This is a genomic window from Burkholderia sp. ZZQ-2 (genome assembly GCF_050768715.1).
GTDB classification, from domain to species: Bacteria; Pseudomonadota; Gammaproteobacteria; order Burkholderiales; family Burkholderiaceae; genus Burkholderia; species Burkholderia cepacia.
Genome location: NZ_LDVA01000386.1, coordinates 1 through 23,547 on the forward strand (window position 1 = coordinate 1; position 23,547 = coordinate 23,547).

General features: G+C 65.6%; 20 protein-coding genes and 1 pseudogene. 17 read left to right on the forward strand and 4 right to left on the reverse strand.

What is annotated here, in order from left to right:
• The 6 genes from ABY44_RS39910 to ABY44_RS39935 all read left to right on the forward strand — a co-directional run.
• On the forward strand, positions 1-503 hold a 503-nt coding region (locus ABY44_RS39910), incomplete at both ends, for an NAD(P)/FAD-dependent oxidoreductase (RefSeq protein WP_431643638.1).
• A 10-nt stretch (positions 504-513) separates the two neighbouring features.
• Positions 514-894 (forward strand): 4Fe-4S dicluster domain-containing protein (locus ABY44_RS39915; protein WP_431643639.1); only part of this gene is annotated, 381 nt, incomplete at its 5' end.
• 48 nt (positions 895-942) lie between these two features.
• Positions 943-2,136, forward strand: coding sequence for a beta-ketothiolase BktB (bktB, locus tag ABY44_RS39920; RefSeq protein ID WP_042973147.1), 1,194 nt, complete (start codon positions 943-945; stop codon positions 2,134-2,136).
• 38 nt (positions 2,137-2,174) lie between these two features.
• A complete protein-coding gene (locus ABY44_RS39925; protein ID WP_060174786.1) occupies positions 2,175-3,029 on the forward strand; it encodes a 3-hydroxybutyryl-CoA dehydrogenase in 855 nt (284 codons plus the stop codon).
• 571 nt (positions 3,030-3,600) lie between these two features.
• The gene (locus tag ABY44_RS39930; protein WP_063803102.1) at positions 3,601-4,986 is read left to right on the forward strand and encodes a hypothetical protein; all 1,386 of its coding nucleotides are present in this window, start codon (positions 3,601-3,603) and stop codon (positions 4,984-4,986) included.
• Between the two features lie 170 nt (positions 4,987-5,156).
• A complete protein-coding gene (locus ABY44_RS39935) occupies positions 5,157-7,892 on the forward strand; it encodes a tetratricopeptide repeat protein (RefSeq protein WP_230948914.1) in 2,736 nt (911 codons plus the stop codon).
• Between the two features lie 178 nt (positions 7,893-8,070).
• Here the strand turns inward: ABY44_RS39935 and ABY44_RS39940 are convergent, their stop codons facing one another.
• Both ABY44_RS39940 and ABY44_RS39945 read right to left on the reverse strand, forming a co-directional pair.
• Complete coding sequence (locus tag ABY44_RS39940; protein ID WP_059697243.1) at positions 8,071-8,388, reverse strand: hypothetical protein; 318 nt, start codon at positions 8,386-8,388, stop codon at positions 8,071-8,073.
• A gap of 69 nt (positions 8,389-8,457) precedes the next feature.
• Positions 8,458-8,580, reverse strand: coding sequence for a hypothetical protein (locus ABY44_RS39945; RefSeq protein ID WP_264162428.1), 123 nt, complete (start codon positions 8,578-8,580; stop codon positions 8,458-8,460).
• Positions 8,581-8,623: 43 nt separating this feature from the next.
• On the opposite strand from ABY44_RS39945, the pseudogene ABY44_RS39950 reads away from it, so the two are divergent.
• Positions 8,624-8,743: pseudogene (locus ABY44_RS39950) on the forward strand (IS5/IS1182 family transposase); the annotation flags it as partial.
• Positions 8,744-9,177: 434 nt separating this feature from the next.
• Here the strand turns inward: ABY44_RS39950 and ABY44_RS39955 are convergent.
• Positions 9,178-9,342: a hypothetical protein gene (locus ABY44_RS39955; RefSeq protein ID WP_155633638.1), complete on the reverse strand. Its 165-nt coding sequence runs from the start codon at positions 9,340-9,342 to the stop codon at positions 9,178-9,180.
• 124 nt (positions 9,343-9,466) lie between these two features.
• Here ABY44_RS39955 and ABY44_RS39960 point away from each other — a divergent pair, with 124 nt between their 5' ends.
• The 10 genes from ABY44_RS39960 (at position 9,467) to ABY44_RS40005 (ending at position 21,264) form a co-directional block, all read left to right on the forward strand.
• The gene (locus ABY44_RS39960; RefSeq protein ID WP_217445054.1) at positions 9,467-10,711 is read left to right on the forward strand and encodes an acyl-CoA dehydrogenase family protein; all 1,245 of its coding nucleotides are present in this window, start codon (positions 9,467-9,469) and stop codon (positions 10,709-10,711) included.
• Positions 10,712-10,768: 57 nt separating this feature from the next.
• On the forward strand, positions 10,769-11,254 hold the full coding sequence (locus ABY44_RS39965) for a phenazine biosynthesis protein (protein ID WP_059555908.1): 486 nt from the start codon (positions 10,769-10,771) through the stop codon (positions 11,252-11,254).
• A gap of 89 nt (positions 11,255-11,343) precedes the next feature.
• Positions 11,344-11,901 (forward strand): isochorismatase family protein, encoded by a 558-nt coding sequence (locus ABY44_RS39970; protein WP_319000447.1) that lies wholly within the window; start codon positions 11,344-11,346, stop codon positions 11,899-11,901.
• Positions 11,898-13,829, forward strand: a complete 1,932-nt coding sequence (locus ABY44_RS39975) for an anthranilate synthase family protein (RefSeq protein WP_059697240.1) — start codon at positions 11,898-11,900, stop codon at positions 13,827-13,829. Before ABY44_RS39970 ends, ABY44_RS39975 begins: the two co-directional genes overlap by 4 nt.
• 44 nt (positions 13,830-13,873) lie before the next feature.
• Complete coding sequence (locus ABY44_RS39980; RefSeq protein WP_081066207.1) at positions 13,874-15,082, forward strand: PhzF family phenazine biosynthesis protein; 1,209 nt, start codon at positions 13,874-13,876, stop codon at positions 15,080-15,082.
• Positions 15,048-15,758: a phenazine biosynthesis FMN-dependent oxidase PhzG gene (gene phzG / locus ABY44_RS39985; protein ID WP_226127189.1), complete on the forward strand. Its 711-nt coding sequence runs from the start codon at positions 15,048-15,050 to the stop codon at positions 15,756-15,758. Before ABY44_RS39980 ends, phzG begins: the two co-directional genes overlap by 35 nt.
• A 26-nt stretch (positions 15,759-15,784) precedes the next feature.
• Positions 15,785-16,624, forward strand: coding sequence for a class I SAM-dependent methyltransferase (locus ABY44_RS39990; RefSeq protein WP_059697239.1), 840 nt, complete (start codon positions 15,785-15,787; stop codon positions 16,622-16,624).
• Positions 16,621-17,664: an MDR family NADP-dependent oxidoreductase gene (locus ABY44_RS39995; protein WP_059856077.1), complete on the forward strand. Its 1,044-nt coding sequence runs from the start codon at positions 16,621-16,623 to the stop codon at positions 17,662-17,664. The genes ABY44_RS39990 and ABY44_RS39995 overlap by 4 nt, the downstream gene beginning before the upstream one ends.
• 108 nt (positions 17,665-17,772) lie before the next feature.
• Positions 17,773-19,155, forward strand: coding sequence for a class II 3-deoxy-7-phosphoheptulonate synthase (locus ABY44_RS40000; RefSeq protein ID WP_226254748.1), 1,383 nt, complete (start codon positions 17,773-17,775; stop codon positions 19,153-19,155).
• 171 nt (positions 19,156-19,326) lie between these two features.
• On the forward strand, positions 19,327-21,264 hold the full coding sequence (locus ABY44_RS40005) for a collagenase (RefSeq protein WP_059697252.1): 1,938 nt from the start codon (positions 19,327-19,329) through the stop codon (positions 21,262-21,264).
• Positions 21,265-21,405: 141 nt separating this feature from the next.
• Here ABY44_RS40005 and ABY44_RS40010 read toward each other — a convergent pair whose 3' ends face one another.
• Positions 21,406-23,538 (reverse strand): hypothetical protein, encoded by a 2,133-nt coding sequence (locus tag ABY44_RS40010; protein ID WP_060174783.1) that lies wholly within the window; start codon positions 23,536-23,538, stop codon positions 21,406-21,408.
• Positions 23,539-23,547 lie beyond the last annotated feature (9 nt).

Genomic DNA, 23,547 nt, shown 5'->3' on the forward strand with positions numbered 1-23,547 from the left:
CACATGGACAACAACCAGGTCGTGGTCGGCTTCGTGGTGGGCCTGGGCTACACGAACCCGTACCTGTCGCCGTTCGAGGAATTCCAGCGCTACAAGACGCACCCGTCGATCCGCGCGTTCCTGGAAGGCGGCAAGCGCGTGTCGTACGGCGCGCGCGCGATCACGGCGGGCGGGCTGCTGTCGCTGCCGAAGACGGTGTTCCCGGGCGGCGCGCTGATCGGCGACGACGCGGGCTTCCTGAACGCGTCGCGGATCAAGGGTAGCCACGCGGCGATCAAGACCGGCATGCTGGCCGCCGACGCCGCGTTCGACGCGGTGCAGGCGGGCCGCCAGTCGGACGAGCTCAACGCGTACCCGGATGCCTTCAAGCAATCGTGGCTGTACACGGAGCTGTACCGCGCGCGCAACTTCAAGCAGTGGATGGCCAAGGGCCTGTACCTCGGTACGCTGATGGTCGGGCTCGAGCAGAAGGTGATGGGCGGCAACGTGCCGTGGACGCTGCANCACAAGCANGCGGACCACGAGATGCTGAAGCCGGCGTCGCAGTGCGAGCCGATCGAGTACCCGAAGCCGGACGGCAAGCTGACGTTCGACCGGCTGTCGTCGGTGTTCATCTCGAACACGAACCACGAAGAGAACCAGCCGGCGCACCTGACCTTGAAGGATGCGAACGTGCCGGTGAACGTGAACCTGCGCACGTATGCAGGGCCGGAAGGGCGTTTCTGCCCGGCGGCGGTGTACGAGTTCGTAAAGAACGACGACGGCAGCGATCGCCTCGTGATCAACGCGCAGAACTGCGTGCACTGCAAGACCTGCGACATCAAGGACCCGACGCAGAACATCGTGTGGGTCACGCCGGAAGGCGGTGGCGGGCCGAATTACCCGAACATGTAACGCAACGTATCCCCGCGCCTGCGGGCGCGAACGAACCGGAGTGAGACGATGAGCAATGCAGCGAAAGAAGTCGTGGTGGTGAGCGGTGTCCGTACCGCGATCGGTGATTTCGGCGGCAGCCTGAAGGATTTCTCGCCGACCGACCTCGGGGCGAAAGTCGTGCGCGAAGTGCTGTCGCGCGCGAACGTGTCGGGCGATGCGGTCGGGCACGTCGTGTTCGGCCACGTCGTGAACACCGAACCGAGGGACATGTATATCGCGCGCGTCGCGGCGATCGACGGCGGCGTCGCGCAGCACACGCCCGCGCTGACCGTGAACCGCCTGTGCGGTTCGGGCCTGCAGGCGATCGTGTCGGCCGCGCAGACGATCATGCTCGGCGACGCCGATGTCGCGATCGGCGGCGGCTCGGAAAACATGAGCCGCGCGCCGTACACGGTGCCGGCCGCGCGTTTCGGCCAGCGCATGGGTGACGGCAAGCTCGTCGACATGATGCTCGGCGCACTGCACGACCCGTTCCAGACGATCCACATGGGCGTGACCGCCGAGAACGTCGCGGCGAAGTACGGCATCTCGCGCGACGCGCAGGACGCGCTGGCGCTCGAATCGCATCGTCGCGCGGCGCGCGCGATCGCGGAAGGGCGCTTCAAGGACCAGATCCTGCCGATCTCGATCCGCACGAAGAAGGGCGAGGTCGCGTTCGACACCGACGAGCACGTGCGTCACGACGCGAGCGCGGACGATTTCACGAAGCTGCGCCCGGTGTTCAAGAAGGAGGACGGCACGGTGACGGCCGGCAACGCATCGGGCATCAACGACGCGGCCGCGGCCGTGCTGATGATGAGCGCGGACGCCGCGCGCGCGCAGGGCGTGAAGCCGCTCGCCCGGCTCGTCGCGTACGCGCACGCGGGTGTCGATCCGGCATACATGGGCATCGGCCCCGTGCCGGCCACGCAGAAGGCGCTCGAACGCGCGGGCCTGAAGATCACCGATCTCGACGTGATCGAGGCGAACGAGGCGTTCGCCGCCCAGGCATGCGCGGTCACGCAGGAGCTCGGCCTCGATCCGGCGAAGGTCAACCCGAACGGGTCGGGCATCTCGCTCGGTCACCCGATCGGCGCGACTGGTGCGCTGATCACGGTCAAGGCGCTGTACGAACTGAAGCGCATCGGCGGGCGTTACGCGCTCGTGACGATGTGTATCGGCGGCGGCCAGGGGATTGCGGCGATCTTCGAGAACATCTGATAATCGACCGCTCAGCACCCGAACACACAGGAAATTTCATGGCCATCGAAATTGTCGGCGTCGTGGGCGCCGGAACCATGGGCAACGGCATTGCGCAGACCGCCGCCGTTGCGGGACTCAACGTCGTGATGATCGACGTCAGCGACGCCGCGCTCGAGAAGGGCGTCGCGACGCTGAAGGGCAGCCTCGAGCGGCTCGTGTCGAAGGGCAAGCTCGACGCAGCCGCACGCGATGCGGCGCTGGCGCGCATCACGACGTCGACCGACTACGCGCAGCTCGCGTCGGTCGATATCGTGATCGAAGCCGCGACCGAGAACGTCGAGCTGAAGGGCCGCATCCTGAAGCAGATCGAGGCCGTCGCACGGCCCGACGCGATCATCGCGACCAACACGTCGTCGATCTCGATCACCGCGCTCGCTGCGCCGCTCGCCGATCCGGCGCGCTTCGTCGGCATGCACTTCTTCAACCCGGTGCCGCTGATGCCGCTCGTCGAGATCATCCGCGGGCTGCAGACGAGCGAAGCGACCGCGTCGGCGGTGCGCGAGCTGACCGAGCGTTTCGACAAGTCGCCGATCGGCGTGCGTAACTCGCCGGGCTTCGTCGTGAACCGGATTCTCGTGCCGATGATCAACGAGGCGTTTTTCGTGCTGGCTGAAGGCATCGCGTCGGCCGAGGAGATCGACGCGGGGATGAAGCTCGGCGCGAACCACCCGATCGGGCCGCTCGCGCTGGCCGACCTCGTCGGCCTCGACGTGTGCCTCGCGGTGATGGACGTGTTCGTGAAGGACTTCGGCGATCCGAAGTATCGCGCGTGCCCGCTGCTGCGCGAGATGGTGACGGCCGGCCGGCTGGGGCGCAAGACGGGACGCGGCGTGTACGACTACAGCAAGTAAGCAGGGCACCGCGAAGTCTTCAGCACGGGTGGCGAGTCGTGCCGGATGGTGTAGTTCATCCGGTGCGGTTCGCCACCCGCGTTTTTCATTGGGGGCGGGCAGGAGAGGTGCGTTGCCTTCGAGACCGCTGCGTCAGCTTGAGCCTTGACAATTCTTGAGAATCACGCGGTTTCGTCTGTGCAACCATCATCCGTGCCTGTCGAACAGGCCCGCCATGTGCGGCATCGAGAAGCGGTGCGTTCGGCTGGGAACGCGCACAAGCGGGGATGAGCGTCGACCGTACTCCGTCGAAAGATAAAAGACAGCTGACGCGGCAACGTGAGCGCCGTCGAGCGTTTGCCTGGTTCTCCCCGAACATTCGCGCGGCAACCCCGACACGACAGCATCGCAACGGGACCGGATCCGCGGTGGTGCGTCGCCGAGCGCGCGCCATTGACAACGCGGTCGCAACACGCGAAGCTGCGCGCGACCGGCGCATCGGTACGGTCCCGGACGTTCGCGCGCTGGATTTCAGGCGAAAGTCCGGGGCGAAATCGCGCTCGGCCGATCAACGCAATCGAATGACGACAAGATGAAAATAAAAACAGGCCTTTTCGGGGTGTTGCTGTCCATCGCGACCGCAACGGCATATGGATTGGGCGTGCAGAGCGCGCCTGCGGAGCCGGCGGTTTCCACGCCAGCGGCGAATCCGGTCATTAACCTGACGCCCGCACAGATCAGTGAACGTGCGCGCGCATATATTGCGCAGATCGGGGTGGATCCAGACTCGGACAACGGGCAGATCCTGATCGCGTGGTTCACCCGAATCGTGCAGGAACCCGGTTATCTCGCGCGATTGACGACACTGCGCAGCAGCTCGCCCGGGTTGGTCGACACGATGCTGCCGCCGGCCGCGCGGCTGAAGGCCCTGCGGGTGACGGCGGATATGGCGCGCGGATCGCGGAACAACTGCGCGATGCCGGACATCGGCGGCAAGGATCTGGCGGCGCTGGCGAAGACGCTCCCGTCGAAGTCGCTCAAGGGTGTGCTGGAGATGATGGACATCCTGTTGAATCGCGATGGCACGGCGTCCGGGGATGAGCATTACACCGTGGCCGAGTTGCTCGACGTCGACGCACGCATGAATACGATCGAGCTGCCGGCGTCGCTTTCGAAGCCCGGCGCGTCGAAGTCCTGCGAGGCGATTGCGTTTGCCGTCGGTATGATCGACAAGCTTCCGGAGCCGGAACAGCAACGCATCACCTACGAACTCTTCAAGATGATTTCCGGCGGCAAGTCGGCGAGCGAGACCGTGCTGGCCGATCCGGACGCGTATCTGGACGAAGTGTTCGACGAGCGGCGCCTGCAGGAGGCGATTCGCAGCCAGTTGCCGCCGGACGGTAGCCGGCCGCTGCCGTATTCGCGCTTGATCGTGGACGGCGAATGGGTGAACAAGACGACGCCGAAGGCCGCAGGGCCGTATGTCGACACCTACGTCAATAGGCGCAATAACGGCGTGGTCGCTGAATTGATGACCACGCGCGATGGTTCCGGCGCGACTGACTGGTCCTACTTCGGGTTGACGTCGGGTATCGCGGAACTCATGGGCCAGAGCGTTCAAGGCCGTTTCGATGCACAGCGGCTCGGCATGCTGAAAGATGCGTCGGCAATCGCGGTGGCGAACGCGCCTTTGGCCGAGGGCAAACGCATCGAGTTCGCTCTGCCCCAACCGTCGAGCCGCGGCCAACTGACCCGGCGATGCGAGATCGGCAAGACCGAACCGGCGTCGACGATCTTCGGGACGTTGACCGGCAATGCCGTCAATCTCGACTGCAGCGAGGTACGCAAGGATGGGACGACGTCTCGGGTTCGTTCCGCATGGCTGGCCGACTACGGGATCGAATTGAGCAAGACGATCGATGACGAGGCCGGCAGAACCGACGTCATCATCAAGAACGTCACGATCGTGAAGCCATGAGGCCGGTGGGCAAACCTCGGCCGCGCGTTCCGGCGGTGCGGCGGTTCAACTGCGTCGGGCCCGCGCTGAAACGGTCGGTCGGAGCCGCAGGGCTGATGGCGGGGCTGACCATCGGGTTCGGCAGCGCCGCTGCGCCTCGGCCCGGGCCGTTGCCTGCCGCGATGCCGGCAATGCAACGCGCCGGGTCCGTTTCCGTCCACGACGACACGACGCCATGCGTAGTGACGCTGAACGCGGGGTTCGACAGCCTCCTGCTGAAGGACAAACCCGTGCAGATTCGCAGCCTTTGCCGGCAGGAAGCCGAGGCCGGCAACCTGACGGCCCGCGCGCTCTACGGACAGATGGTGCTGCATGGCTACGCGGCTCGACCGGACCTGAAACGCGGGATGACGATCCTCGAATCGGCGGCGAGCGACGGTTCGACGCCGGCCAGGCGCGCACTCGGCTACCTCTACTACGACGGTGTCGCGCTGCCGCGGAACTCTGCGGCGGCATACGCGTGGTTCGCGTCGGCGGCGCGCGACGGCGACGCGGCGTCGGCCAACCAGCTCGGCGGGATGCGCGCGGACGGCGACGGGCAACCGGCCGACAACGCTGCCGCCTACTGGTACTTCGTGAAGGCTGCCGAGGGCGGGTCGGCGGCGGGCGCGGCGAACGCGGGGAAATTCGCGCTGGCGGGGCGCGGGGTGGCGCGCGACCCGGTGGTCGCGGCGGCGTGGCTGTCGCGCGCCGCGGCGGGCGGCCAGGCGGACGGACAGTTCGTGCTCGGCCTGATGCTGGTCCGGGGCGACGGCGTGCCGCGCGATGTCGGCCAGGGAACGACGTGGCTGCGCGCGGCGGCGGACCAGAACCACACGGAAGCGCAGGCGGTGCTGGGCAACCTCTATCTCGCGGGCATCGGTGTGCCGCGCGACGCGCAGCGCGGCTTCAGCCTGATTTCGGCCGCGGCGCGCGCCGGCTCGATCTACGCGCAGCGCAGGCTCGGCGAGTTGTACGGAAGCGGGACGGGTGTGCCGCGCGACGACGCGAAGGCGCGCGACTGGTACCGCAAGGCGGCGCTCGCCGGCGATACACGGGCGCGTTACGCATTGGCGAACCTCTATCTGTTCGGCCGCGGTGGTCCGGTCGACCAAGAGGCCGCGTTGGGATGGATGCAGGGCGCGGCCGACGATGGGCTGGCTGTCGCCGAGAACGATCTCGGCGCAATGCTGCAGAACGGCCTGGGGACGCAGGCGGATCCCGTCGCCGCCAAACCGTGGTTCGAAAAAGCCGATGCGCAGGGCAATGGCGCCGCGGCGGCCAATCTCGCGCGTTACGCGGCACGCGGCGACGGTGAGCCGGTGGATATGCGCAAGGCCTTTCGGCTGGCCACGCGCGGCGCGGATCGCGGTGACGAAGCGGCCGCCCTGATGGCCGCCAACATGGCATGGCGTGGAGAAGGCACGAGCGTCGACCGGACGCAGGCGATGCAGTGGTTCCGGTTTGCCGCGGACCACGGCAACATCGAGGCGGCGCGGTGGGTCGGCCATCAGTACCTGACGGGTACAGCCGGCGTGCCGCGCGACGAGCAGACGGGATTGCGCTACCTGAAGCAGGCCGCCGACGCCGGCGATCCGGCTGCCGGCGTATCGGCCGGGTTCTACCTGAGCGAGCACCACACGTCGTTCGCGGGCAGGACGGGGCTTCAATGGCTGGAGGACCTCGCGAGCCGCAAGGTGCCCGCCGCGTATTCGGCGCTGGGCACGGTGTACTGGCGCGGGCAGTCGGGCGGTCCGCAGCCGGCGATCGCATTCGACTGGTTCTCGCGCGGGGCGAAGCTGGGCGACGCTGCATCGCAGGCGATGCTATGCGCGATGTATCTGGATGGAAATGGCACGCCGCGCCGTCCGGCCGAGGCCGCGCGCTGGTGCCATACGGCCGCCGGCAGCAATGTCGGCGCGATGCGCGTCCTTGCGTCGGCCGATAGCGGCCTCGTTGCCGCGGACGAGCGGGCGTACTGGCAATGGAAACTCGCGGATCGCGGCGAGCCGGCGTATCAGTCGTCACTCGGCGATGCGTACGATCTGGGCGACGGCGTCCCGGTGGATTTCGATGCGGCGACGTACTGGTTTCGCCGCGCGGCCGAGCAGGGGAACGTGTCGGCGCAAGGTTCGCTCGCGTGGCATCTGTCGACCGGGCTCGGCGGTCGCACCGACGACTACGAAGCGTTCGCATGGGCACTGCGTGCCGCGCCGACGAGCACCGACGCGAAGCGGATGGTGGGAATCGCCTATCTGCACGGTCGCGGCGTCGCGCGCGATCCGAAGGAAGCGTCCACGTGGCTCAACAGTGCGGCGTCTGCCGGATCGCAGTGGGCGGAAAGCGATCTTGCGCTGATGTACGAAACGGGCGACGGCGTGCCCCGGGACGAAACGGTCGCAATGGACTGGCATCGCCGCGCGGCGCGACGTGGCTCGGCGGTATCCGAGATCGCGCTTGCGCTGCGCAGCCTCGCGCCGGCAATGGACACGGACACGGACACGGGGCATTCGGCCGGCGAGCAGCGCTGGCTGGTGCCGGCCGATCCGGCTGCCACGCTATGGAGCGACTCGCCCGCCAGCGCGATCGCGGCTGCCAACCGCCAGTGGGACGGGCTGTCGAGCCTGAACGAGGCGTTGCGCGGGGATCCGTTCATGCAGTATGCGGTCGGCATGCGGTTCCTGACCGGCAACGGTCTGCCGAGAGACCGAGCCCTCGGCGCCGCGTGGATCGCGCGTTCGCGCGCGAGTTTCGATGCGGTGCCGGGTCTGGAGAGGTATGGCGCTGCTGCAGCGATCGTCGAGGCGCGAATCGCCAAGCGACTGGATGACGGGGAAAAACAGCGTGCCGCCGAGATTGCCGCGAATCTGATCTCGACGTTACCGTGAACAGGGCTGGCTACAGATGACCGGATGATGTGTCCCGGAGCATGGGGTGTTTTTTTCGAATGCAATATTCGCGTCCGTCATTCGCCGCGGATCAACCGCTATTGGTTGGTGCCCGCCGCCCATACCGCTACGCGCGGTTCGCAAACCACGAGTGATGCCGATCCGACGCGCGCGCCGATCAGGTCTGGATCGTGTTCATCACGTTGGCCGGCGTGACGAGATGGAACACCACCGTTTCGGGAATCGCGGTGGCGCCCGGATGTGTGCTCAGGGTGTTCGCCGTATCCCTCGCCTGCCGCGCGCCGATCGCCTTGCCGATCTTCACGATATCCCGGTAGTAGTCGAACACGGTGTCCCGCAGCTTCGGGGCGACGAAACCGTAGTTGTCCTGCAGGAAATAGATCGAGGGCTCCAGCATGCCGCGTCCCGTCACCGTTTCGGGATAGGGGCCCCGGCCGGTCACCGACGCGTTGATCTGCACGTCCATGAAGTTCATGGCGCCGAGGGGCGGCTAGGTGGCCGTTTGTGACGGCAGGCTGGCCGGCACGTCGGCCGGCGTCCATTGCTAGGACGGCTTGCCCGCCGGCAACGCGTACATCAGCGTCGATGCGTTGGGCACGAACGCTGCATGGTCGTACGCGCCGTCGTTGACCACCGTGTGCTGCACCGAGAACTGCCGGATGAACATGACGCCATCGGCCGGTGCCGAAGTCGGTCAGCTACAGCACGACGCGAAGCGCCTGACGGAATACGGTAGCGGGCTCGGCACATTTCGTCGTCTTCGCATTCGTTTTGAGCGTCGAGCCGACATTCACGAAGCGTTCGTCAAACCTGGTTGCGCGCTCGGCTGATGGATCAGATTCTGGCATGTCGATTGGATTTTTAAAATAATCTCCGAATATATTTCACTCGCAGTCTCATTCGGATTGACGGGTTATCCCCGTCAAATTTGACAGGTGATACTTGCTTGAATTTATCCTACGCTTAACCGTCATTTATGGGTGTGATAGAAATGCGCAACATAATGGGGTGGGATTTATATTCGTGAATTTAAATGGGGCGGGCAATCTTATGAAACCGGTTTATTCCGAACACCTGGCTCGATTTGCTGGATGTTGCTCGGCGCCCGCTAAATAGCACCGAGAGTCGGAAGTGCCGGCGAAGCTGAAAAGCTTGTGCGGCGTTCCGTTGCGTACAGAGGCCCCAAGAGGCCCCATCACTCAGGCTTTGAACTGGAATTCGACGAGGCAGCGTGGCTCGCGAAGGACTGACATTCCCGGTTGGTTTAAATAAAAACGTAATCATCATTTAATGACATTGAAATAAAAATGCCTTTTTTAGAGTGGCAAGGCAAAGCCGGGTGTGGATCTAATGGATGCTGTTGCCAGATATTTTCCTGATTCAGGGTGCGACCAATAAAGGTGATGGCTCTTTTTTGCTTCGATTTCATGGTTAATTGGTGGTTAAGTTTCTCGCAACCATTATTGTTTTGAATTTTTCAACAATAAAGATTGTAAGTTTATTCTGGAGACGCCGTGAGTACGATACAAACCTCGCAGTGCACGACTCGAGAAATGACAGATGAACGCACCTTGCAGGAAGGGAATTCGGCCGGACATGACGCCATTGCGCTCGATGAATCGGTGGTCGAGCACGAGCAATTGGTCGCGAAGGCGGCAGAAGTCGCCAGCGTGCTCGCGGAAGAATCGCGCGCTGCCGATACCGGGCGCCGCCTGACCGAGCGTGCCGTCGCCGCGCTGACCGAGGCGGGGCTGATGCGGCTCTTCACGCCGCGCCGGCTCGGCGGCTACGAAGCGGGTCCCGCCACGCTGTTCGACGTCTGCTACGAGCTGGGGCGCGGCTGCTGCTCGGCGTCGTGGGTCACGAGCGTGCTCAACATGGGCAACTACATGATCGCTCACTTCCCCGAGAGTACGCAGGACGACGTGTGGGGCGGCAACCGCGACACGCGCACCGCGCTCATCATTGCGCCTTCGCGCGCCCAGGTCGAACGCGTCGACGGCGGTGTCGTGGTGACGGGGGAGTGGGCTTACGCGTCGGGCAGCCTGCACGCCGAATGGATCGGCGCGCTGATCCCGAAAGGCGTCGATGCCGACGACGAGACGATCAACCTGGTCCTCATGCCGATGAGCGCGCTCGAAGTCCGCGACTCCTGGCATGTCACGGGCATGCGCGGCACCGGCAGCAACACGGTCGTCGCGAACCGGCTGTTCATTCCGCGCCATCGCGTGACGCCTTACGCGCCGATCGTGCAGGGTCGGTCGCGCCCGCCGTCGGAACGGCACCGTTTATATAGCGGCGCGTTCTCGGGTTTGCTGTCGATCGGTCTGCTCGGACCGCAACTCGGGGCGATCGTCACCGCGCTGGAACTCGTGCGCGATCAGGCCCACGAGCGCCGTGTCGCCTCGTCCACGTTCAAGAGCCAGGCTGTTTCGCCGGCGTTCCAGACCGATCTCGCCGAAGCTTCGATGATGATCGACGGCGCGCAACTGCACGCCCGCCGCATCGTCGAAACGGTCGAACACCACGCACTGGCCGGCGTCCTGCCCGACGAAGTGACGCGTTCGCGCTTCCGGATGGAATCGACGCGCGTCACGCGCCTGTGCCGCGAGGCCATCGATCGCCTCATGACGGCCTACGGCAGCGCCGCCTTCATGGAATCCAATCCGCTGCAGCTGATCTGGCGCGATCTGAACGTGGCGAGCCGCCACGCGGGCTTCGGGATGGGCATTCCGCAACTTGTCTACGGCCGCGCGCTCGTCGGCCTCGACCCGCGCGAAATCAGCTACCTCGTGTAATCCCACGCGGCCTCCCGGTTCCCGGCGGGGCGGCCCCCTTTGACTTCAGGAGCTTGCATGTCAGACGTCGAATCCCTCGAAAATCACGCGCACGTCGCGGCCCGGCAGCACAACCGGAAGATCGTGGAGCAGTACATGCACACACGTGGCGAAGCGCGGCTCAAGCGCCACCTGCTGTTCACGGAAGATGGCGTCGGCGGCCTGTGGACGACCGACAGCGGCCAGCCGATCGCGATTCGCGGCCGCGAGAAGCTCGGCGAGCACGCCGTGTGGTCGCTGCAATGCTTCCCCGACTGGGTCTGGACCGACATCCAGATCTTCGAGACGCAAGACCCGAACTGGTTCTGGGTCGAGTGCCGCGGCGAAGGCGCGATTATTTTCCCCGGCTACCCCCAAGGCTATTACCGCAATCACTTCCTTCACTCGTTCCGCTTCGAAAACGGACTGATCAAGGAGCAGCGCGAATTCATGAACCCTTGCGAGCAATTCCGTTCGCTGGGTATCGAGGTTCCCGAAGTGCGCCGGGATGGCCTGCCGAGCTAACGCATAATCAATGGAGGAGACGAATGGCTGGGATCCCGTCGATTCAACCGTACGCGCTGCCCGATTCGGGCAGCCTGCCCGAGAATGTCGTGTCATGGCGTGTCGACCCGTCGCGCGCGTTGCTGCTCATTCATGACATGCAGAACTATTTCCTTTCGCCGTTGCCGCCGACGCTGCGCGAGAGGTTGACGACCAATGTCGCGTCGCTGCGCAAACGGTGCAAGCAGGCCGGTATTCCCGTCGCGTACACGGCCCATCCCGGGCGCATGACCGAGAAGGAACGCGGTTTGCTGCGCGATTTTTGGGGGCCGGGCATGGAGACGACGCCGGCCGATCGGGACGTCACCGAGGCCGTCGGCCCGTCCCCGGACGACTGGATGCTGACGAAGTGGCGCTACAGCGCATTTTTTCGCACCGACCTGCGCGAGCGCATGCGGGAGAGCGGCCGCGATCAGCTGATGCTGTGCGGCGTCTACGCGCACATCGGCGTAATGATGTCGGCCGTCGATGCGTTCACGAACGACATTCAACCGTTCTTCGTCGCCGATGGCGTGGCGGATTTTTCCGAAGACCATCATCACCAGGCCCTGGAATACGTGGCCCAGCGTTGCGGCAAGGTGGTGAGTACCGAGGAGGCGCTGGCATGAACGCCGCTCCGAACCGCAACCTTTTCGAGCGCGTCCTCCACGGACAAGCGCCGTGCTTCGCGTTGATCGCGCGTTCGACGGGTAGCGCCGGGGAGCGCGCGACGATCGACGTCTTCGCCGGCGCGGTTTCCTATCCATCCTCCCTGGCCGAGCTTCCGTTGGCCGCGCCGACGGCGGCCGGTGCGGACCGTCAGGAGCTGCTTGTGCTCGTGCCGTACCGGCAGCTGCGCGAGCGCGGCTTCACGACTCACGACGACGGCGCTCCGCTCGTCGCCATCACCTGCGACGAGCACGAAACGGTGCCCGCGCAGCTTGCGCTCGCCGCCATTCCCGATGCCGATACCGCGCTCGGCGAGCGTCACTTCGATATCGACGACGAGGCCTACGCCGAGATCGTCGAGCGCGTCATCACCGACGAGATCGGCACCGGCGCGGGCTCGAACTTCGTCATCAAGCGCACGCTCGAGGGCGATCTCGACGACTATTCGCCGGCGAAGGCGCTGGCGGTCTTCAAGCGCCTGATGCGCCGGGAGGTCGGCGCGTACTGGATCTTCGTGATTCATACCGGGGAACGCACGTTCGTCGGCGCGACGCCGGAGCGCCACCTGACGCTGCATGAAGGCTGCGCGACGATGAACCCGATCAGCGGGACTTATCGATATCCGCAAAGCGGGCCGACGATCGACGGGATCAACGCTTTTCTCGGCGATCGTAAGGAATCCGACGAGCTGTACATGGTGCTCGACGAAGAGCTCAAGATGATGGCGCGCATCTGCCCGGTCGGCGGGCAGGTCACGGGGCCGCACTTGCGCGAGATGGCGCGGCTCGCCCACACCGAATATTTCATCGTCGGGCACACGGAGGCCGATGTCCGCGACTTGCTGCGCGAAACGATGTTTGCGCCGACGGTCACCGGCAGTCCGATCGAAAGCGCGACCCGCGTGATCGCGCGGCACGAGCGGGCCGGCCGCGGCTACTACAGCGGCATTGCAGCGCTGATCGGCCGCGATGCGCGCGGCGAGCGCACGCTCGACTCCGCCATCCTGATCCGCACCGCGGAGATCGATCGCGCCGGCCACGTTCGCATCGGCGTCGGCTCGACGCTCGTCCGGCATTCGGACGCGGTATCGGAAGTCATGGAGACGCATGCCAAGGTGGCCGCGCTGTCGAACGCATTCGATCCGCCGGAAGCCGGCCCGGCGCTCGGACAGCATCCATCGGTGCAGGCGGCGCTGCGCGAGCGCAACAAAGGCATCGCGGACTTCTGGTTTCGGCCATATGGCGAGCGACAAGGCGGGATGGCCGATGAGTTGGCTGAGTTGAGCGGTTGCCGCGCGCTCATCGTCGACGCCGAAGATCACTTCACGGCGATGATCGCCCAGCAATTGTCGTCGCTCGGCCTCGCCACCGAAGTGTGCGGCGTTCACGACGCGGTGGACCTTGCGCGTTACGACGTCGTCGTCATGGGGCCGGGCCCGGGAGACCCGAGCGACGCCGGCGATCCGCGCATCGCCCGCCTCTACACGTGGCTGCGACATCTCATCGACGAGGGCAAGCCGTTCATGGCCGTCTGCCTGAGCCATCAGATCCTGAACGCCATCCTCGGCATTCCGCTCGTGCGGTGCGAGGTACCCAATCAGGGCATCCAGGTCGAGATCGATCTGTTCGGCCAGCGTGAGCGCGTGGGCTTTTACAACACGTATGTCGCACGGACCGTCCGGGACGAAATGGAAATCGACGGCGTCGGCACGCTGGCCATCAGCCGCGATCCGCGCACGGGTGAAGTGCATGCCTTGCGCGGTCCGACGTTCAGCTCGATGCAATTCCACGCCGAATCGGTCTTGACCGTCGACGGGCCGCGCATTCTCGGCGAAGCCATCACACACGCGATACGTCGCGAAAAACGCCTGACATCGGTGACGGCCTGACGACTCTTCACGCTTTTTATCGAACCCTACAGGACACGCGTTTCATGATTGTCGACATCGTTTGGTGGAACCTCGACGGTTCCGAACAGAGTATCGAATCGCTGAAGGCGCGTGTGGACGACAGCACCCTCGCGCGCTGGTCGAACGTGCCGGGCTTGCGCGAGAAGCATTGGATCGCCGACGAAGACAGGAATCGTTGGGGCGCGATCATGCTCTGGGACGGCGAGCGTCCGCCCGCGCATCTACTGCCGCCGAACGATGCGCAGACGCTGATCGGCCTGCCGGTTGCCGAGCGGCTGCGCTTCTCGGTGGAGGCAAGCGCCGCGAGCGGCGAGATCGCGGCACGCATGCGCGCGCTCGAACCGGCAGCATCGCACGCGAATACACACGCGGCGGCGCCGATCCATGCGTCGCATCCCGTCGACTACATCGTCGTTGACGCCTTCACGCGCACGCCGCTCGAAGGCAACCCGGTTGCGGTCTTCCTGGTCGACGTTCCGCTGCCGGCGGAGCGCATGCAGCGGATCGCCCGCGAAATGAATCTGTCGGAAGTGGTGTTCGTGATGCCGTCGAAGCAGGGTGGCGACGTGCACGTGCGCATCTTTACGCCGGTCAACGAGCTGCCGTTCGCGGGCCATCCGCTGCTGGGCACGGCCGTGGCCCTCAGGCACGTCAAGGCGCAGGATCGCTTCGTGTTCGAGACGGGCATGGGGCTCGTGCCGTTCGATGTGCGATCCGATGCGCCCGGCGAGGCTTACGTCACCATGCAGCAGCCGATCCCGACGTGGACGCGCTTTGATCGAGCCGGGCGTCTGCTCGAAGCGCTCGGCGTCGAAGCGTCGGTGTTGCCCGTGGAGGCCTATCGAAACGGCCCGCGCCACGTGTTCGTCACGTTGCCCGACGCCTCGGCGCTTTCCGACGTGCATCCGGACCATCGCGCGTTGGCTGAATTCGAGGATATGTCGGCCATGTGCCTGGCCCCGGCGGGCGACCACTGGCGCTGCCGGATGTTCTCGCCGGCCTACGGCGTCGTGGAGGATGCGGCGACGGGCTCCGCCGCCGGCCCCATCGCCATTCACCTTGCCCGCCACGGACTGATTTCGTGGGGCGAGCCGCTGCATATTCTCCAAGGCGTCGAGATCAGGCGCCCCTCGCACATGCATGCGCGGGTGAACGGCTCGGAGCACGGCATCGAGGCGGTCGAGGTCAGCGGTCACGGTGTCGTCGTCGCGCGCGGCCGCCTGGGCGTCTAGTGTCGCCCCCGTCTTTTGCCATCAAGAAAACATAGCCATGAACACCAGTCGATTCGAAAGCCTCACGGGACGTGTCGATGTCCTGTTCCCCGAATATGACGACCCGCCGTCCGAGCCGATCACGCTGCTCAAGCGCTGGCTCGCGGCGGCCGATGCCGCGGGCGTCCGCGAGCCCAAGGCGCTCGCGCTCGCGACCGCCACGTCCGACGGACGCATGTCTTCGCGCATCATCGCGTTCTCCTCGATCGACGACCGCGGCGTGATTTTCTGCACGCATTCGACGAGCCGCAAAGGACGCGAACTCACGGAGACGGGCTGGGCCTCGGGCTTGCTGTATTGGCGCGAAACCGGGCAGCAGATCATGATTTCCGGCCAGGCGGTTCCGCTCGAGGAAAGCGAGAACGACAAGCTCTGGTTCGGACGCTCGGTGCCGATGCACGCGATGTCGAGCGCCTCGCACCAGAGCGACGAGCTCGTCGACCGCGAGGCGCTGCTCGCGCACGCCGCCGAGCTGCTCGCGCTCGGCGTCGCGTTGCCGCGGCCGCCGCGCTTCGTCGGTTACCGGCTCGAGCCTCACGAGATGGAATTCTGGGCCGCCAGCTCCGACCGGCTTCACCGGCGCCTCAGGTACGAACGCAATGGCGACGATTGGAAAACCATGCAACTCCAACCTTGATTCTCTTGCGGATAAGGAACCTGTCTGTGTCTACTTTCGATATTCCGGTTGGCGTCGGCCAAACCGCACTGTTCATTGCCTGGCAACGTCATGCCGAGAGCCTGCGCCCGGATGCCTTGTTTCACGATCCGTTCGCTGCAGCGCTGATCGAGCAACTGGCCGGCACGCCGACGCACGAGCACGTCAGCGAAGTCGCGCGGCGTGCGAACTTTCCGCAATATTTCGTCGTCCGCACGCGCTACTTCGACGATGCCATTCGCGCGAACCTGAGCCGCGGAATACAGCAGGTCGTCACGCTGGCCGCCGGCATGGACGGCCGCGTGGCGCGCCTGGCCTGTCCGTCCGGCACGCGCTGGTTCGAGCTCGATCTCGACGACATCATCACTTTCAAGCGCGAGCTCATGAAACAGGCCGGATTGCCGCTGCAGTGCGATTGGCGGCCTCTCGTCGCCGATCTGACCTCGGATTGGGCGAGCCCGTTGCGCGCGGCCGGCTTCGATCCCGCCAAGCCCACGATCTGGCTCATCGAAGGGCTGCTGATGTATCTGCGCGACACGGACTGCGATGCGCTGATCCGTCAGGTGGCCGACCTGTCGGCGCCGGGCAGCGCGCTCATGCTCGAGCATCTCGCCGCGCGCATGATGAGCGACGAGGGCAAGGAAGCCCGTGCGCGCGTCGAATCGCAGGGCGCTCGTTGGCTCTCGTCCCGCGACGATGTGCGCGACTGGCTCGGCCGATACGGCTGGACGGCGACCGTGCATGCCTCGGACGATCCGACAATAGCCTACGGCCGCAGCGTCGCGCGCATCCCGGCGGGCTGGTTCGCCTCATCGACGCGCACGGCGCCCGGCGGGAGCGGATCATGAATCCGTCGATTCCCATGCGGCGCGACGTGCGCTTGAAGGCGAAGCTCAAAGGCCTGCCGACACCGGACGATTTCGAAATCGTCACCGCCGCCGCGCCGGCGGCCGGCCCGGGCGACGTGCTGGTGCGCAATCGCTATTTCCTGGTCTCGGCTTCCTTGCGCGCGATGATCAGCGAAGGCGCGGAAGACGTGCCCGGTGTGCCGTTTCCGTGTTTGTCGGCGGGTGACGCGCTGATGGGCGAAGCGCTCGGCGAGGTGGTGAACGCGCCTGCCGGCAGCGGGTTGTCGTCCGGCGACATCGTCACGCACTTCCACGGGTGGCGAGACTATGCGGTGGTGCCCGCATGGGGCTGTCAGCGCGTCGGTGAGGCGCTGCCGGAGCCCGCCGGTTATCTCGGCTACCTGGGGCACGGCTGGACCGCCTACGCGGCGCTGACGCGCGGCGTGACGATCCGTCCGGGCGACACGGTGTTCGTCACGAGCGCGGCCGGCGCGATCGGCGCGATGGCCGGACAGATCGCGCGGCGGCTGGGAGCAGGGCGCGTGATCGGCAGCACGAGTTCGCGCGAAAAGGCACGACGCCTGGTTTCCGAGCTCGGGTATGACGCCGCCGTCATGCGTGGCGGCAGCACGCCGTTCGCGGAGCAGTTGCTCGAAGCGGCGCAGGGCGGCATCGACGTCCTGATCGATTCGGTCGGCGGCGAACAATTGCAGGCGGCCGTCACGGCCGCCCGCGAAGAGGCGCGCTTCCTGATCCTCGGCGCGCTGTCGGGCCAGCTTGCCGCGACGGGAACGGGGCGGACCGCGCCTGCCGAAATCGATACCGTTCAATTTCTCCTCAAGCGGATCACGATGCGGGGCTACAGCGCCGACGCCAATCCGGAGGCGAAGGGCGAATGGTTCGAGCGTTTCGCGCAGTGGCTGCGCGCCGGCGAGATCGTGTTCCCGCATACGGTGATCGACGGCCTCGATGACGCGCCGGGCGCGTTGTGCGATACGTCCAGCGGACGTTATCTGGGCACGGTGCTCGTCAAGCTGTAGCTGCACGGAGCGTGGGCGTCGCCTGCATGCCAGGCGACGACACCCGTTCGATCGGCAGCATTTCATTTTGGGAGTGGAACCGTGGAATGCAATCTCTCTTCGGCGCGTGTGGCCGAGAATTGGACGCCGGCTTCCTGGAAGACGAAGCCGGCGTTGCAACAGCCGGCTTATCGCGATGCGGCGGCGCTCGATCGCGCCTTGACACAGCTGCAGGCACTGCCGCCGCTCGTCGCCGCATGGGAAGTGCTGACGCTCAAACGCAAGCTCGCAGACGCCGCGGCGGGACGATGCTTCTTGCTGCAGGGCGGCGACTGCGCGGAAAGCTTCGCCGATTGCACGGCGCCGATCATCGCCAATCGGCTCAAGGTGCTGATGCAGATGAGCCTGGTGCTCGTGCATGGCTTGATGCTGCCGGTCGTTCGGGTCGGCCGCTTTGCCGGCCAGTACGCCAAGCCGCGCTCGGCGGATACCGAAACGCGTGACGGCGTGACGCTGCCTTGCTACCGCGGCGACATCGTCAACGGCAGCGCTTTTACGAAAGACGCGCGCGAGCCCGACCCGCAGCGCCTGCTCGAGGCGCATTCCAGATCGGCGCTGACGATGAATTTCGTGCGCGCGCTGAGCGATGCCGGTTTTGCCGATCTGCACCACCCCGAACATTGGGACCTGGCCTGGGCATCGCATTCGCCGCTTTACGGCGAGTATCGCAAGATGACGCACTCGATCGGCGAATCGCTGCGCTTCATGGAGGCGCTCGCGGGCGAGCCCTCCGGCAGCGATGCGAGAGTCGATTTCTACACGTCGCATGAGGTCCTGCTGCTGAACTACGAAGAGGCGATGGCGCGGCAAGTGCATCGGCATTGGGGCTGGTTCAACCTGTCGACGCATTTTCCGTGGATCGGCATGCGCACCGCGCAGCTGGACGGCGCGCATGTCGAATATTGCTCCGGTATCCGCAACCCGATCGGCCTGAAAATCGGGCCCGGGTTGAGTACCGACCAGTTGCTGCGCACGATCGACGCGCTGAACCCCGCGAACGAGGCCGGCCGCTTGACGCTCATCACGCGCATGGGCGCGGCGAAGATCGAAGCGGAGTTGCCGAAGCATCTGCGTGCCGTCAAGACCGAGGGCCGGCGTGTCTTGTGGTGCTGCGATCCGATGCACGGCAACGGTGAAACGACCCCGGGCGGCGTGAAGACACGGCGCTTCGAGAACATTCGCGCCGAGCTCGAGGCTGCCTTCGACATTCATGCCGCCTGCGGCACGCATCTGGGCGGCGTGCATCTGGAGCTGACCGGGGAAGACGTGACCGAATGCCTGGGCGGTGCACGCAACCTGACTGAGGCCGATCTGGCCCGCGCTTACAAGTCGACCGTCGATCCGAGGTTGAACTACGAGCAGTCGCTGGAGATCGCGATGCTGATCGTGCGCAAGTTGGGCACGACGCCGGTTGCCGAAATCGGCGCCGAGCGGCACGCGGCGTATGCGTAGCGGGGCGGTACTCGACAATTCGGTCGATTGAATTGTTTATGGAATCGATTTAAATCATCAAATAGTTAAGATAATTAATGGTGATATCTTTCATATCGATTAAATTGACGTTTCAATATGTAATGCTATATCTTGGTTGCCCAAAAACAACCGGCATAAAATAAAGTGACGATAAACGAAGTGCTTCAGAAAAACCGCCGCTGGCCGGCCGTCGTCGTGTGGTCGGTATTCGCCGGACTGGCCGGCGCCGCATCGGCCAGTACCGAGCCGGCGCAGCAGATGCAACCCAGGCAGGCGCGCATGCCTCGCGTGCCGCAGAATCTGCCCGTGTCGCCCGAGCAGGCGCAGTACAACCTGCCGCTCAGCGAGCAGGATCGCGCGGCGCTGACCAAACCGTCGCAGCTCAAGCAGCCGGCCACGCGCAGCAAGCGCAGCACGTCGGGCGCCGATTGCCATGACATGTCGGTGGTGACGCAGTATCGCGGCGCGGCACTCGCCGATTACATCGCGAATCTTCCCGATTACGAATGCCATTACGGCCTGTTCTCGGTCGATAAAGCGCAGGCCGCACAGATCTTCAATGCCGAAAACGTGCACGCTGTCGCGAGTCGTTTCGTGCAGGAAATCTATCAATACGACGCGAGCAATTTGATCCTGGTCAATTTGCTGATTTATCTGCGTTCCGCTTATTACCAATATGATGTATCGGGCATGGCGAACCCGATTCCGAATCTCGCGGTGTCGCTGCGCCCGTATATCAAGCAAAGCCTGGAGGGCGATGCGCTCTATCGCGACAATTCGCGTGCGCCGAGCACCGCGAACGAGCTGATGAAGCTCATCACGAACATGCGGGACGAAGCGTACTACCTGCCGACGCTGAAGAACCGCATCGCGTCGTACACCGTGAGCGCGGCGAGTCCGCAGGCGGCGGCGCCGCTGCTGCAACGCAGTGCGGCGGGCGGCTTCACCGGTTTGCTCACGGTGTTCTTCTACGCGCACCAGCGCAACGGCGCGCAGCCGATGCTCGACAGCGACGCGACGCTCCCGGAGACGCTCAACCGCTTCGTCACCGCGAACCGCGCGAGCCTGTCGAACACGAGCGCCGCCTATCAGTTGGCCGACGCGGCGCGCGAAACGTTTCGCTTCCTCCGCTATCCGGCGCAGAAGCCGCGCGTGAAGAAAATGATCCAGGACATGCTCGCGTCGACGAGCATGACGGGCACGGACAGCGATCTCTGGCTCGCGGCGGCGGAAGCGGTCGACTACGGTGATCCGGGCAACTGCGCGGACTACGGAACCTGCGACTACAAGAAGCGGCTGTCCGACACGGTGCTCCCGAATCGCTACGCCTGCAACACGGGCGTGCGCATTCTCGCGCAGGACATGACGATGCCGCAGCTGCAGTCGGTCTGCACGGCGGTCGCGCGGCAGGACGACTACTTCCACCGGATGATGAAGACCGGGCGCAAGCCGGTCGCGGGCGATCGCAACGACACGATCGAACTCGTCATTTTCGACGACTACGCGAACTATCGGAAATACGCGTCGGTGATCTACGGCATCAGCACCGACAACGGCGGCATGTATCTCGAGGGCGATCCGTCCGCGCCCGGCAACCAGGCGCGCTTCATCGCGCACGAGGCATCGTGGCTGCGTCCCGAGTTCAAGGTGTGGAACCTCGAGCACGAGTTCACGCACTATCTCGACGGCCGCTACGACATGGCGGGCGACTTCTCGGTGAGCACGGCGAAGCCGACCGTGTGGTGGATCGAAGGCGTTGCCGAGTATCTGTCGAGAAGGAACGACAACCAGGAGTCGATCGACGCGGTGCGCGCGGGCGCTTACCGGTTCTCGGACGTGCTCGGCACGCGTTACGCGTCGAGCGACTACGTCACGCGCGCGTACCGGTGGGGCTACATGGCGACGCGCTTCATGTTCGAGCGCCATCGCGCGGACGTCGACACGATCGTGTCGCGCTTCCGGGTGGGCGATTACGACGGCTACGCAAACCATGTCGCGTACATCGGCAATCGCTACGACACCGAGTTCGCCGACTGGGCACGCAACGCGACGACGGCGGGCGAGCCGCCGGTGCCGGCGAAGCGCTGACCGGCACGGGCCGGCGCCGCGTGAGCGGACGCCGGCCGGCGTGGCGCCCAACCCGCCAGGGCAGGGAGCAGGGAACAGGGAGCGGCCCTCGAGTGCAGGTTCGAGGGCCGCGGCGCGTCGGCATCACGCGCCGCCACCGCGCTAGCGATCCGTGCCGGTATCGGCAACGTAGTTCGCGATACTGAAGAACCGGTAGTCGCTCAGCAAATCGGGCGCCGGGAACCCCTCCGGATGAATCCGCCCGTAAATCGGGCTGTCGGGGCGCAGGCCGGCCAGGGTCAGCGCGAGCGTGAATTCGTTGAACGGCGCCATGAACTGGCGCGACACGAAATGCATGCCCCAGTTGAACACCGACGGAAGCTGCTCGGTGCGCAACCACGTGTCCGGGCCGCCCGGCGCCCGCGCGCACAGGTTCTCCGCCCACGGGCTATGTCCTTCCACGATGAGAAAGCCATGCTTCGCGTGGCGTTTCCAGCGGGTCAGGAAATCGATCAGATCCGCAGCCGCCACGTAACCGGGAACGAGCCCTTCCGCGTCGCTGTACGCGACCTTGAACGCGCGCTTGATCTGTTCGAGCCCGATCGGCAACGCTTCCTGATCCGATACCGTCAGGGCCCCCGCATAGTGCTGGTCGATCACCGCGCGCAGGCGTGCCCGATCGACGGTGCGGAGATGGCGCTCGAGGATCGCTTCGGCGGCATCCTTGCGCCGGATGCCCAGCCGACGGTTGTGGACCAGGAACATGAAGGTGTGCAGCAGGTCGCTCAGCCGCGCCGGGCGCACGCTGCCGTCCGGTTGCGTGACGGTCAGGCCGCTGTCGGCCACGGCTTCGTCGTAGCGGTCGGGCTGGGAGATGTCGGCGGCGATCACGCGTACCTGCACGCCGGGGATGTCCTTCAGCGCGGATAGCGTGGCGGCGGCGCGGCCGCGCGCGGATGCGTTGTAGTCGGCGCCGATCACGAGCAGCGGATAGTCGGCGAGGTGCCGGCCGCGCCGCGTCGACGTGATGACGTATTCCGCCAGGCGCTTCACCGCGCTGCCGTCGCCGCAGCCCATGTCGGCGATGCCGGCGGGCTGGCGATCCAGCGGCGTGTCGTCGAACAGCTCGCGCAGGATCTTCGTCGTGATTTCCTGCGACGCCGGCCCCGATCCGGCGCCGCTCGACGCATACACGTTCATCACGCGATCGATGTGGCCGTCGCTGTCGATATCGAGCGGATCGGGGTTGCCGAACAGGAGCTCGTCGAGCAGCGCATACGAACGCAGATACGACGCGGGCAGCCCCGCATAGGGCGCGGCGATCGGACGGTGAATCCGGCCCGACTCGGTGAGGCGCACCTTTCCCTGGTCGATTTCCACCATGCCGAACTTGCCCATCAGCGCCCATGCCGCGTCCAGGACGACAGGGTCCGCCTGTGTCCAGGCGCCCACCGCGACCCCGCCGGGCTGCTCGTCGAGCTTGCCGAGGATGCCGGGCGCCGATTGCACGTACTGGCCATCCGGCTGCCTGTCGAACACCGGCATGTCGAGCGCGACCCAGGTCGGGCCCAGCAGCAGGCCGTCCATCGCCGTGCGCAGCTGTCCGTTCACCTGGCGCTCCAGGTCGGTGGCCGGGGGCGCAAGCTCCGGCCAGCCCGCCACGCAGGCCCGCGCGAGCCGCGCATACAGCAGGCTGTCTTCGGCCGCCACGCGCGTTCGATGACACAGTGCGTGCAGATGCTGGAGCACCGACGTTGCATTCGCCAGTTGCTCGAACAGCGGCCGGGCGTGCTCGACGCACGCGACGACATATTCGCCGGCGGGAGTGAGCGCATATTCGGCGTCTTCGTCGCCGCGATCGAGGGTCAGCCAGCCGGCCAGGCTCAGCAGGTTGAAGGCGCCCCACAGAATCCCGAGGTTACGGGTCGGGTCGGGCTGGCGGGACGCCGCGAACGCGCGCATCGCGCGGGGCGCTCCGGCCCGCAGACCGTCGAACGCACCGGCAAACACCAGGCGTGCCAGCGTCGGCACCAGCACGATGCCGTTGGCCCAGTTGCAACTGCGCGTGTAGGCCATCACGCGTTGCGCGTCGTGCCGGCCGATGCGCAGCGTGGCCGCATGCGTGTGTTGTTCGAGCCTGACGGGCAGTTCCTCGTCGAGCACCTCGACGCCGATCGCGGCGCCGGCCGGCAGGCCGAGCAACGTGCGCGTTTCGTCGGGATAGGCGTCGAGATAGTGTTCGAGCTGCCGGGCCAGCGCGGTGGTGGAATCACCAAGGTCGAATCGGGCGTGCATGTTGGACGG

What these genes read in the sequence shown, in the direction of transcription:
- ABY44_RS39945 (WP_264162428.1), bottom strand. Translation starts at nt 8,580, where the DNA reads ATGTTCATCCGGCAGTTCTCGGTGCAGCACACGGTGGTCAACGACGGC.
- ABY44_RS39980 (WP_081066207.1), top strand. Translation starts at nt 13,874, where the DNA reads ATGATTGTCGACATCGTTTGGTGGAACCTCGACGGTTCCGAACAGAGT.
- bktB (WP_042973147.1), top strand. Translation starts at nt 943, where the DNA reads ATGAGCAATGCAGCGAAAGAAGTCGTGGTGGTGAGCGGTGTCCGTACC.
- ABY44_RS39930 (WP_063803102.1), top strand. Translation starts at nt 3,601, where the DNA reads ATGAAAATAAAAACAGGCCTTTTCGGGGTGTTGCTGTCCATCGCGACC.
- ABY44_RS39965 (WP_059555908.1), top strand. Translation starts at nt 10,769, where the DNA reads ATGTCAGACGTCGAATCCCTCGAAAATCACGCGCACGTCGCGGCCCGG.
- ABY44_RS39935 (WP_230948914.1), top strand. Translation starts at nt 5,157, where the DNA reads ATGCAACGCGCCGGGTCCGTTTCCGTCCACGACGACACGACGCCATGC.
- ABY44_RS39975 (WP_059697240.1), top strand. Translation starts at nt 11,898, where the DNA reads ATGAACGCCGCTCCGAACCGCAACCTTTTCGAGCGCGTCCTCCACGGA.
- ABY44_RS39995 (WP_059856077.1), top strand. Translation starts at nt 16,621, where the DNA reads ATGAATCCGTCGATTCCCATGCGGCGCGACGTGCGCTTGAAGGCGAAG.
- ABY44_RS39960 (WP_217445054.1), top strand. Translation starts at nt 9,467, where the DNA reads ATGACAGATGAACGCACCTTGCAGGAAGGGAATTCGGCCGGACATGAC.
- ABY44_RS39955 (WP_155633638.1), bottom strand. Translation starts at nt 9,342, where the DNA reads ATGAAATCGAAGCAAAAAAGAGCCATCACCTTTATTGGTCGCACCCTG.
- ABY44_RS40010 (WP_060174783.1), bottom strand. Translation starts at nt 23,538, where the DNA reads ATGCACGCCCGATTCGACCTTGGTGATTCCACCACCGCGCTGGCCCGG.
- ABY44_RS39940 (WP_059697243.1), bottom strand. Translation starts at nt 8,388, where the DNA reads ATGAACTTCATGGACGTGCAGATCAACGCGTCGGTGACCGGCCGGGGC.
- ABY44_RS39925 (WP_060174786.1), top strand. Translation starts at nt 2,175, where the DNA reads ATGGCCATCGAAATTGTCGGCGTCGTGGGCGCCGGAACCATGGGCAAC.